Genomic DNA, 11,386 nt, shown 5'->3' with positions numbered 1-11,386 from the left:
GTGTCGATCTCGGTGATCTCGCCCACCCGCCCGATGTCGACGTACTCGCCGTCGCACGCCGGGCGCGGGGTGGGGGGGGGGTTTGGTTGGGCCGCCCCCCCCCGGGGTACCACACCGCGGGGGGGCGGGGGGTTGTGGGGGCCCAGCCCCACGACCTTGTTGGGGAGCACCGGCGGGAGCAGCCTGACCTTGCTCAGCGGCACCTTCGTACCGGAGAGCTCGTAGTCCGCGAACGGGATGCCCTTGATGATGTCGAGGACGAGCTCGTCCTGCTTTTCGCCCTCGACCGCGCCGAAGGCGACGTTCCCGTCGATGGAGAACCTGGCGATGCGCACGGGATCCTTGCGCCCCTTAACTGAGCCGGCTGGAGTCTGACGCTCCAGGCTAACGCGGCAGGAGGGCCGAGCCCCGCCCATTGATCCGCCCATTGGCGCCGGGTGCCGCGGGGGTGGCTGCCACGGAGGCCGCCCGGTGCCGGACAGCAGAAGGGGCGCCCCTGCTGCGGGGGCGCCCCGGACTCCTCTGGGGCCGCCTTGAGCATCCGGCGGCCGCGGGCCGTACTACTGCGCGACGGAGGCGGTCAGCGGGATTTCCATGAGGACGGTGCGCCTGGGGTTGGCGGTCTGTGCGGGCAGGTCGACGGAGTGTTCCTGCTGCTCCGGGGTCTGCAGGTCTGCGGCGTCGGTGAGGTGCGCCAGAGTCGTGCGACGCGGGTTGGCTATGTTGTGGAACATCATCGTCGTCTTCACGGTTGTACTGGAACCTGTCCTGTGCGGGTTGACAGAGGGTGCCCTCTCGTAAAGCGCCAGGCTAAACATGCGTTTCCGTGCCGAAGACGTGAAGTACGCATGATCGGCGTGTGAGTTTGCTCACTGCCCCGCGCACAAACCAGTCAATTCAGACCGGCGGTCCGGACCAATGAAACGGACATTGGCCCCCTGAAGCCATCATTCCGCTCCTGATCATGGCGACTGGGGCACTCCCCGAACCCTGACGGCTCACGGGGATACGTCCGTTATGTACGAGACCATCTTCCACTGTTCGTAATGTGACCCTCACGTACTGTCACTCAGGTCACAGCTCGGTCCACGGCTCTTGTTGGAGATCCTGCACTGTGCTGGAATTCCACGGACCGCCGCGGGATCGAGCCGGCGCGCAGGGGCGCAACACAGCGCCGAGTGGCGGCGAGACAGGGGGAGCCAGCGCCGGTCGCTCAAGAACACCCGGGGGGCGTATTCAGGGCGCTCTCCAAACGCCGACACCGTGTCTCTCCGTTCACGCGGAGGGGCGCCTGGTCCAGAGGTTGCGACGCTAGTGCAGGGACGTTTCAAGAGGGATGGCAGCGCTTCGGCCGAGCCGGAGTCGCACGGCGGGACCGACCGCGGTTCCTCGCCCCAGCACGCCCAGAACCCGGCCACGGTTCAGTCCGGCGACGGCGGTGAGCGCCCCGGGCGTTCCGGCGCGGTCGTGTCGCCGAGCCCCGCGCCGGCGATGAGGCCCATCACGGGCCCGGTCGGCCCCGGATCGCGAATAGCTCTGCGCAACTGGCGCATCTCCACGCGCCTGGTGTCGCTGCTCGCGCTGCCCGTGGTCGCGGCCACCTCGCTGGGTGCGCTGCGCATCAGCGACTCCATGGACGACATCCAGCAGCTCGACAACATGAAGCTGCTGACGGAGATGACCAAGCAGGCGACCGAGCTGGCCGTCGCGCTCCAGGACGAGCGCGACCAGTCAGCCGGTCCCCTGGCGCACGGTCTCCTGGCGTCCGACTACACCGTCAAGGGCCTCCAGCAGAAGACCGACCGTGCCACGCAGAACTTCGAGGACGCCTCCGAGGCGATCAACGAGGCCAGCAAGAACGGCCAGCTCCGGGGTGTCCGTGACAGCCTCGTCAGCCTGACCAGCCAGTTGCAGGGCCTGGCGCAGATCCGCCGCGACGCCTATCAGTCGAAGGACAACTCGACGCAGACGGTCGAGGCCTACCACCGACTGATCACCCAGCTGGTCGACCTCTCGCAGGACATGGCGGAGGCGTCCAGCAACCCGGAGATGATCCAGCGCACCCGCGCCCTGGCGGCCTTCTCCACCGCCAAGGAGTACGCCTCCGTCCAGCGCGCCGTCATCGCCGCGGCCCTTCCCGCCAACAACAGGGAGGTCGGCAAGCTCTCCGCGAACGACCAGCTGTACGGCGAAGCGGCCCTGAAGAGCGAGGACTCCGAGCTCAGGATCTTCCGGAAGATCTACGCCGGCAACGCCGAGGACCTCCTCAAGCCCATCGCCGGCGGCAACTCGATCATCGAATCCGCGGACAAGTACGCCGGGCGCGCCCTCGCCAGCAAGAGCGGCCTCGCGAGTCTGCAGAAGCGGTCCTACCTCGACTGGGTGGACGACAGCACAAAAAAGATCGAAGAGATGTCGAAGATCGAGAACTCGCTTCTCGAGGAGATGGAGCAGAAGGCCCGCGAGCTGCGCAACGCCACCGAGCGCGACGCGATCGTCTCCGGTGCGCTGATCCTCATCGTCCTGGGCGTGTCGCTGGTCGGCGCCTTCGTCGTGGCCCGCTCCATGATCCGCTCGCTGCGCCGTCTGCAGGAGACCGCCACCAAGGTCGCCCAGGACCGTCTGCCCGAGCTGGTCAAGCAGCTGTCCGAGTCCGACCCGCAGGACGTCGACACGTCCGTGGAGTCGGTCGGTGTGCACTCCCGGGACGAGATCGGCCAGGTGGCCGCGGCCTTCGACGACGTGCACCGCGAGGCGGTCCGCCTCGCCGCCGAGCAGGCCCTTCTCCGGGGCAACGTCAACGCGATGTTCACCAACCTCTCGCGCCGCTCCCAGGGTCTGATCCAGCGCCAGCTGTCGCTGATCTCCGAGCTCGAGTCCCGCGAGGCCGACCCGGACCAGCTGTCCTCGCTGTTCAAGCTCGACCACCTCGCGACGCGTATGCGCCGTAACGGTGAAAACCTTCTCGTCCTCGCCGGTGAAGAGCCCGGCCGCCGCTGGACCCGCCCGGTCCCGCTGGTCGACGTGCTCCGTGCCGCCGCGTCCGAGGTGGAGCAGTACGAGCGCATCGAGCTGGCCGCGGTGCCGACCACCGAGGTGGCCGGCCGCGTGGTCAACGACCTCGTGCACCTGCTCGCCGAGCTGCTCGAGAACGCCACCTCCTTCTCCTCCCCGCAGACCAAGGTCAAGGTCACCGGTCACGCGCTGCCCGACGGCCGCGTGCTGATCGAGATCCACGACACGGGTATCGGCCTCTCCCCCGAGGACCTCGCGGCGATCAACGAGCGGCTGGCCTCGCCGCCCACCGTGGACGTCTCGGTGTCCCGCCGAATGGGTCTGTTCGTGGTCGGTCGTCTGTCGCAGCGTCACGGCATCCGCATCCAGCTGCGCCCCTCCGACTCCGGTGGTACGACCGCGCTGGTCATGCTGCCGGTCGACGTCGCGCAGGGCGGCAAGAAGCCCGCTCCGGGCAAGCCCGGTGCCCCCGCGGCGACCGGCGGACCGGCCGCCGCGCAGGCAGCGGCCGGTGTGGCCGCCGCCCGGCGGGGCAACGGCCAGGGCTCCCTCGGCGCCGGTACTCCCGGTGGCTCTCTCGGCGGTGGCTCCTTCGGCGGCGGTGCTCCCTCCGGCGGCGGACGTCTCGGCGCGGGCTCCGGCCCGCGCGGCCAGGTCGGCAGCGGTCAGGGTCCGCGGGCCGCGCTGCCCGGCACGGGCCAGGGCGGCCGTCCCGGTGGTCCGGGCGGGCCGCGTGGCCAGCAGGGCGCGCCGGCGAACCAGCAGGGCCGGCCGGCTCCGGCCGGCGCGGGTGCCTTCGGCGGTCAGACGGCGGGTGGCCCGCAGGGTCTCCAGTCCGCGGCCGGGAACGGCGCCCAGCAGGACCTGTTCGGCGGGCGCGGGTCGAAGCGCGGCAACAACGCCTCGGACCAGGGCCGTCAGCCGCAGCTCCCGCCGCGTGGCGGAGCGCGGGCCGAGCTCCCCGGCGGCAACCAGCAGCCGCGCACCCCGAGCTGGAGCGACGACAACGCGCAGCCGCAGGTGTCGCGTGCCTCGCTGGACGCCCCGCGCGGCCACGACGAGCAGGACCCGACGCGGACCGGGCGCATGCCGCGCGTCGACAACCGGCAGGCCCCGGACTCGACGGCGGAGATGCCGGCGATTCCCCGGATGGACGCCCAGGGCCCGGGCAGCACGGGTGAGTTCCCCCGCCCCGACTTCAACGGCATGAACGGCGGCCAGAACACCGGCCAGTTCGCGCGTCCCGGCATGAACGGCCAGCAGGACACCGGCTCGTTCGTCCGCTCCGACATCTACGGCACGTCGGCCGGGCAGCAGGGCGGACCCGCCACGGGCCAGTTCGCCGCCCCGCAGGCGTACGACGCCGGTTCCACCGGTCAGTTCGCCGCGCCGGGCTACGACGCCGCCTCCACCGGTCAGCACTTCCTGCCCGGCCGTCCCAACGACCCGCAGAACACGGGCCAGTTCGAGCGGCCACAGGCGGGAGACTTCGGTGCTCCGCGTCCGCAGGCCCCGCAGCAGCGTCCGGCCCGCCAGGAGCCCGAGGCGCTGCCGCCGGCCAGCGGCCCGGGTGACGGTCGTACCCCGCTGTACGACACCCTGGAGACCAACTGGTTCCACGGCGGCCAGCACGGGCAGCAGAGCAACGGCTCGGCCCCGGCCCCGCAGCAGCCGCAGGCTCCGGCTCCGGCCGCCCCTCCGGCTCCCCCTCAGCGTCCCGCGGCCACCGCCTGGCGCAGCTCGCCGAACGACGACCTCGTCCGGCAGGCTGAGCGCGTACGGCAGCCGGCGGCGGGCGGCATCACCACCTCCGGCCTGCCGCGCCGGGTGCCCCGGGCGAACCTCGTTCCGGGCACGGCTCAGCAGCAACAGCACCAAGCCGGTCCGCAGGTCTCGCGTGCGCCTGACGACGTACGCGGCCGGCTGACCAATCTCCGTCGGGGCATCGCGCAGGGTCGACAGGCCGGCAACGGCCAGACCGGCAGCTTCCCGAGCCCCACTCACCAGCAGGAGCGTTAGTTGAGCCAGATGAGCCAGGCGGCACAGAACCTCAACTGGTTGATCACCAACTTCGTGGACAACACCCCGGGTGTGTCCCACACCGTCGTCGTGTCCGCCGACGGTCTCCTTCTGGCGATGTCGGAAGGCTTTCCGCGGGACCGCGCCGACCAGCTCGCGGCCGTCGCGTCCGGGCTCACCTCGCTGACGGCCGGGGCGTCCCGGATCTTCGAGGGCGGCAACGTGGCACAGACGGTCGTCGAGATGGAACGCGGCTTCCTCTTCCTCATGTCCGTCTCGGACGGCTCGTCCCTCGCGGTCCTGGCCCACCCCGAGTGCGACATCGGCCTCGTCGGCTACGAGATGGCACTGCTCGTCGACCGTGCAGGTGCGGTCCTCACACCGGACCTGCGAGCCGAACTCCAGGGCAGTCTGCTCCACTGACCGGCCCCGGTACCACCCACCTCACGAAATCACCGTCCGGCCGCCACAATCCCCCCACCGGCCCCGTCAGACGGCAAGACTGACCGACTGCTGTCCCGCCCGGAGGATTCATGACCCCGCCCACCGCCTCTCATGATCCGTACGCGGAGCCGTACGGGGACGAGGGCGACCAGCCGCTGGTACGTCCGTACGCGATGACCGGCGGCCGGACCAGGCCGCGCTATCAGCTCGCCATCGAGGCGCTGATCAGCACCACGGCCGACCCGGCAGCGCTCATGGGGCTGCTCCCCGAGCACCAGCGCATCTGCCACCTGTGCCGCGAGGTGAAGTCGGTGGCCGAGGTGTCGGCGCTCCTCACCATGCCGCTCGGTGTGGCCCGGATCCTGGTCGCCGACCTCGCCGAGGCCGGCCTGGTCGCCATCCACCAGCCTGGTGGCGACGAGAACAACGGCGGCGCACCGGACGTGACGCTGCTCGAAAGGGTGCTCAGTGGACTTCGCAAGCTCTGACGCGGGCCGGGCCACCACCTCCGCGAAGATCGTGGTGGCGGGCGGCTTCGGCGTGGGCAAGACCACGTTCGTCGGCGCCGTCTCGGAGATCAACCCGCTGCGCACGGAGGCCGTCATGACGTCCGCCAGCGCGGGCATCGACGACCTGACCCACACCGGGGACAAGACGACCACCACGGTCGCCATGGACTTCGGCCGTATCACCCTGGACCAGGACCTGATCCTGTACCTCTTCGGTACGCCCGGTCAGGACCGCTTCTGGTTCATGTGGGACGACCTGGTGCGCGGCGCGATCGGCGCCGTCGTGCTGGTGGACACCCGCCGTCTCGCCGACTGCTTCCCCGCGGTCGACTACTTCGAGAACAGCGGCCTGCCCTTCGTCGTGGCGCTCAACGGCTTCGACGGGCAGCAGCCCTACCAGCCCGAAGAAGTGCGCGAGGCGCTGCAGATAGGACCGGACACCCCCATCATCACGACGGACGCACGGCACCGGGCCGACGCCAAGAGTGCGCTGATCACGCTGGTCGAGCACGCCCTCATGGCGCGACTGCGGTAATGATCAAGTCCTGAGTGCCGTACGACAGTTGTCGTAAACGAATCGGAGCCGACTGTGGCCTTTGACACGGTCGGCTCCGGTGTTCATAACGTTTCGGCAGAGGAATCGGGTGGTATCAACACGCGTCGCGGTCAACTGGTCTCGCTGCGCGCACGAACGCACCGTCTTTTGACGGGCCTCGCTCTTTATGACCGTTTTATCTGGGGCTTACATCCCTCCCAATCCGAGGTTTCCACTGTTTGGAAGTGCGCTGGTCGACGTGCTGGAATGCCTGAACTGCCCAATAGTCAAAGACGTACTGAGTAGTGGTTGATGACATACCGGGCTCTGAGAGACTGCGGCACGTCGTAGGTGCCCGCCGCCGAGAGGTTGTTGGTCGAGTGAGGCGAAGCAAGAACGGTCCCGAGCCGTCGGCCCGGGGCAACTTCACCCCGCCGCCGCGCGCTGCGGCGCCCACCCCTGTGCCCGGCTCGGAGCCGGCAGCCCCTGCCGCGCAGAGCGGCGGTCGGTTCTCCCCGCGCAACTGGCGAGTGCCGACCAGGCTGAACGCGATCCTGCTCATACCCGTGGTCGTCGGCCTCGTCATGGGCGGCTTCCAGGTGAAGAACTCGATCGACACCTGGCAGGAGGCCCAGGACGCGGAGAACACCGCGCGCCTGGTCCGTGCCTCCCTCGGCTACGCCGACGCCCTCTACAACGAGCGTGACGTCACGGCCGCTCCCCTGCTGCAGGGCAAGAGCCAGAGCACCCCCACGGTCGTCGCGGCACGCAAGAAGACCGACGAGGCCGCCGACGCCTTCGACCAGGCCGCGCAGAACATGCCGCAGACGCCGGGCCTGCAGCGCCGCCTGAAGCTGTTCCGTGAGAACGAGCCGCAGCTCCAGGGCCTGCGCGCCGCGGCCTACACCTCCAAGTTGACCGGCGTGAACACCGAAGAGGGTTACGTCGAGATCGCCCACCCCCTGATGGAGTTCGCCAACGAGCTCGGCCTGGGCACCGGCAACATCACCTCGTACGGCCGTACCGTCTACGCCATCTCGCTCACCAAGGCGGCCCTGTCGCTGGAGCGGTCGATCGGCATGCAGCTGCTGGTCAAGCCCGGCCCGGACCTCCCGAACCTGGCGACCCAGCGGGTCTCCCTCTCCTCGTACGCCTACCTCGAGCGGATCGCCCTCGAGGAGTACAAGGGCGGTGGCACCGAGGCCGACGCGCAGAGGCTCAAGGACGCCGAGACGAAGCTCAAGAGCGACGGCGCGGCGATGGCCGAGGCGGCCAAGGGCAAGGACCCCAGCTACACACCGCCGCCGCCCAACCCGACGACGATGATCACGCAGCTGGCCCAGCTGAAGGACACGAGCACCCTCGCCCGCGCCCAGCTCGCCACCAAGGGCATCACCGCGCAGAACTGGTGGGCGGTCAACACACTCAAGTACAACGCCTACCGCCAGATCGAGTTCGACCTCGCGGACAAGGCGGTGAACGAGGCCTCCAGCATCGCCGACGACGCCAAGACCTCCGCGTTCATCACCGGTGCCATCGTCGTGGTCGCCCTGCTCGCCGCGTTCGTCCTGGCCGGTATGGTGGCCCGCCAGATGAGCCGCTCGATGCGCCAGCTGCGCAACGCCGCCTTCGGTATCGCCGAGCAGCGCCTGCCGATGCTGGTCGACCAGCTCTCCCGCACCGACCCAGGCCGGGTCGACACCCGTGTGGCGCCGATCCCGATCTCCTCCACGGACGAGATCGGCGAGGTCGCCCGGGCCTTCGACCAGGTCCACCGCGAGGCCGTCCGGCTCGCCGCCGAGCAGGCCCTGCTGCGGGGCAACATCAACGCGATCTTCACCAACCTGTCGCGCCGCAACCAGTCGCTGATCGAGGGCCAGCTGACCCTGATCACCGACCTGGAGAACAACGAGGCCGACCCCGACCAGCTGGAGAACCTCTTCCGGCTGGACCACCTGGCCACCCGCATGCGCCGCAACGGCGAGAACCTCCTGGTCCTCGCGGGCGAGGAGCCCGGCCGCCGCTGGGACCAGCCGGTCCCGCTGGTCGACGTCCTGCGCGCCGCCTCCTCCGAGGTGGAGCAGTACGAGCGCATCGAGCTCTCCGGTGTCCCGGAGGCCGAGATCCACGGCCGCGCCGTGACCGACCTCGTGCACCTGCTCGCCGAGCTCCTGGAGAACGCCACCACGTTCTCCTCCCCGCAGACCAAGGTCCGCGTCACAGCGACCCGTCTTCCCGACGGCCGCGTGATGATCGAGATCCACGACAAGGGCATCGGTCTGACGGCCGAGGACTTCGCGGACATCAACCACAAGCTGGCCAACCCGCCGACCGTGGACGCCGCGATCTCCCAGCGCATGGGCCTCTTCGTGGTCGGCCGGCTGTCCGACCGGCACGGCATCCGCGTCCAGCTGCGTCCCTCGGGCGAGCAGGCCGGCACGACTTCCCTGGTCATGCTGCCGGACGCGATCACGCACGGTGGCGGTGGCGAGCAGCCGCTGGACCGCGAGGAGTTCACGGTCTCCCAGATCATCCCGGAGCAGCAGTTCCAGGGTGAGAACTTCAACCAGCTCCAGCAGCAGCAACCGCCGATGCGCACGGCGGCCGAGCTCGGCTTCGACGACAGCCGCTACTCCGACGTCCCCGACGACATCCGCGAACTGGACCCCGTGGGCCGCTCGCTGATGCGCGAGGAGCGCCGCGCGGCCCTGGAGTCCCACCACGGCCAGGAGGCCGCTCCCGAGGTCCCCGCGTACGCGGACGAGTTCGACGGCGGGCAGGGCTACGACGGCGGCCGTACCGGCTACCAGGAGCAGCCCGCGGGTTACGATCAGCAGCCGGCGTACGAGGAGCAGCAGGCCGCGTACGACGAGCAGCAGCAACCGGCGTACGACGAGCAGTACTTCGCGCCGAACGGCGGTCTGCCGCAGAACGACCCGTTCGCGTCGAACGGCGGTTACCCGGAGTCCACGTATGCGGAAGCGGCCCAGGAGGAGCCCGCGGCCGTGCACTCCGCCGCGTCCGAGGCCTACCCCTCCTACGAGGAGCAGTCCTACCAGGACGACTGGCCGCAGCAGGACAGCTACCAGAACGGGTACCCCGCCCAGTACGCTCCGGAAGCGGAATCGGCGCAGGCCGGTGACGTGAGCGAACGGAACCGCGTAGGCTTCGACCGTCCGGGAGCGGCCTCCACCGCCGCCCACCAGCTGACCGACGCCGGACTGCCCCGCCGCGGACCCCTCGCGAACGGCACGAACGGCTCGAACGGTGCGGGGCGCGCGCGTCAGGAAGCTCCGGCTCCGGTGCCGGAGAGCAACGGCGACAGCGGCTGGCGTTCGGCGAACGACGAGCGCTGGCAGCAGGCCTCGCAGCTCCGGAAGCCCAAGGCGGGCGGGGTCACCTCCTCCGGTCTGCCGCGGCGGGTACCCAAGGCCAACCTGGTCGAGGGTGCCGCCGAGACCACCCCTCAGGGAGGCCCACAGGTCTCCCGCGCCCCGGAGGACGTCCGGGGCAGGCTGAGCAACCTGCGTCGAGGCGTCCAGCGCGGACGCAACGCAGGCAGTGAAACGAACGGCCAGGGCTTCGGCCCTGACAGCACCTACAACCAGGAGCGTTAGTGTGAGCCCGATGAGCCAGGCGGCACAGAACCTGAACTGGTTGATCACCAACTTCGTGGACAACACCCCGGGGGTGTCCCACACGGTGGTGGTCTCCGCCGACGGACTCCTTCTGGCTATGTCCGAAGGCTTTCCGCGCGACCGCGCCGATCAGCTCGCGGCCGTCGCCTCCGGTCTGACGTCTCTGACGGCAGGCGCCTCCCGGATCTTCGAGGGAGGCAGCGTGAATCAGACGGTTGTGGAGATGGAGCGGGGATTCCTGTTCATCATGTCCATCTCCGACGGTTCGTCGCTGGCGGTCCTGGCCCACCCGGAGGCGGACATCGGCCTCATCGGGTACGAAATGGCGCTTCTGGTCGATCGCGCGGGGACGGTTCTTACCCCGGATCTTCGTGCGGAACTCCAGGGAAGCCTTCTCAACTAACAGTCAGACGGTGCGTATTCGCGTCCCGGGGCCGTAAGGTTTCGGGACGCGGCTCCACAAGGATGGGTGCCCGGCACGGTCGGAGGAGGAGAGAAAGTGGCAACACCACCAGGCGGTTCCAATAACGGCAACTGGTCCTACGGCCCTGCCCAGGGCCAGGGCGACGGTTCCGCGAACCGGTACAACTTCCCCTCCGCCCCGAGCCACCGGCAGCCGTACGCGCCACAGGGCCCCGGTCCGTCGCCGTACGACCAGCCGCCGGCACCGCGCATCCAGCCGGTGCAGCCCCAGCGCCGCCCCGAGCCGGCGCCCGCCGGGGCGACGAACAACCCCTTGGTGCGTCCGTACGCCATGACCGGTGGCCGGACCCGCCCGCGGTACCAGCTCGCCATCGAGGCACTGGTGCACACCACCGCGCAGCCGCACCAGATGCAGGGCCAACTGCCCGAGCATCAGCGGATCTGCAACCTCTGCCGGGAGATCAAGTCGGTCGCCGAGATCTCGGCGTTGCTGACCATTCCCCTCGGCGTGGCCAGGATCCTCGTCGCCGACTTGGCGGAGGCGGGACTGGTCGCCATCCATCAGCCCGGCGGCGACGAGAACGCCGGTGGCCAGCCAGACGTGACACTGCTCGAAAGGGTGCTCAGTGGACTTCGCAAGCTCTAGCGGCGGTCCTTCCCGCTCCACCACCTCCGCGAAGATCGTGGTGGCGGGCGGCTTCGGCGTGGGCAAGACCACGTTCGTCGGCGCCGTCTCGGAGATCAACCCGCTGCGCACAGAGGCCGTCATGACGTCCGCTTCGGCAGGCATCGACGACCTCACC

Annotated in this window: 9 protein-coding genes and 1 pseudogene; 8 read left to right on the top strand and 2 right to left on the bottom strand. The window is 69.8% G+C overall.

The annotated features are described in order from the left end of the window. A partial coding sequence (locus ACFW2E_RS26495; RefSeq protein ID WP_384469569.1) for a DUF2437 domain-containing protein occupies positions 1–335 on the bottom strand: 335 nt, incomplete at its 3' end. A 225-nt stretch (positions 336–560) separates the two neighbouring features. Continuing rightward, positions 561–749 (bottom strand): hypothetical protein, encoded by a 189-nt coding sequence (locus ACFW2E_RS26490; protein ID WP_384469568.1) that lies wholly within the window; start codon positions 747–749, stop codon positions 561–563. 565 nt (positions 750–1,314) lie between these two features. On the opposite strand from ACFW2E_RS26490, the gene ACFW2E_RS26485 reads away from it, so the two are divergent. The 8 genes and pseudogenes from ACFW2E_RS26485 to ACFW2E_RS26450 form a co-directional block, all read left to right on the top strand. Next, entirely contained in the window at positions 1,315–5,034 is a 3,720-nt protein-coding gene (locus ACFW2E_RS26485) for a nitrate- and nitrite sensing domain-containing protein (RefSeq protein ID WP_384469567.1), read from the top strand. 9 nt (positions 5,035–5,043) lie between these two features. Further along, positions 5,044–5,457, top strand: a complete 414-nt coding sequence (locus tag ACFW2E_RS26480; RefSeq protein ID WP_003973453.1) for a roadblock/LC7 domain-containing protein — start codon at positions 5,044–5,046, stop codon at positions 5,455–5,457. A 110-nt stretch (positions 5,458–5,567) separates the two neighbouring features. After that, entirely contained in the window at positions 5,568–5,966 is a 399-nt protein-coding gene (locus ACFW2E_RS26475; RefSeq protein WP_121890765.1) for a DUF742 domain-containing protein, read from the top strand. After that, positions 5,947–6,522 carry an ATP/GTP-binding protein gene (locus ACFW2E_RS26470; protein ID WP_067004841.1) on the top strand — a complete coding sequence of 192 codons (576 nt, stop codon included), beginning with the start codon at positions 5,947–5,949 and terminating at the stop codon, positions 6,520–6,522. Before ACFW2E_RS26475 ends, ACFW2E_RS26470 begins: the two co-directional genes overlap by 20 nt. A gap of 380 nt (positions 6,523–6,902) precedes the next feature. After that, complete coding sequence (locus ACFW2E_RS26465; protein ID WP_384469566.1) at positions 6,903–10,139, top strand: nitrate- and nitrite sensing domain-containing protein; 3,237 nt, start codon at positions 6,903–6,905, stop codon at positions 10,137–10,139. 10 nt (positions 10,140–10,149) lie between these two features. Then, complete coding sequence (locus ACFW2E_RS26460) at positions 10,150–10,563, top strand: roadblock/LC7 domain-containing protein (protein ID WP_004983065.1); 414 nt, start codon at positions 10,150–10,152, stop codon at positions 10,561–10,563. Between the two features lie 96 nt (positions 10,564–10,659). Further along, positions 10,660–11,229 (top strand): DUF742 domain-containing protein, encoded by a 570-nt coding sequence (locus ACFW2E_RS26455; protein WP_384469565.1) that lies wholly within the window; start codon positions 10,660–10,662, stop codon positions 11,227–11,229. Next, positions 11,210–11,386: pseudogene (locus tag ACFW2E_RS26450) on the top strand (ATP-binding protein); the annotation flags it as partial. The gene ACFW2E_RS26455 and the pseudogene ACFW2E_RS26450, both read left to right, overlap by 20 nt.

Origin of the sequence: Streptomyces sp. NPDC058964 (assembly GCF_042741275.1) — a bacterium.
Classification (GTDB): Bacteria; Actinomycetota; Actinomycetes; order Streptomycetales; family Streptomycetaceae; genus Streptomyces.
The sequence above is the reverse complement of the archived record's forward strand: the minus strand, read 5'-3'. Positions and strand labels throughout refer to the sequence as shown.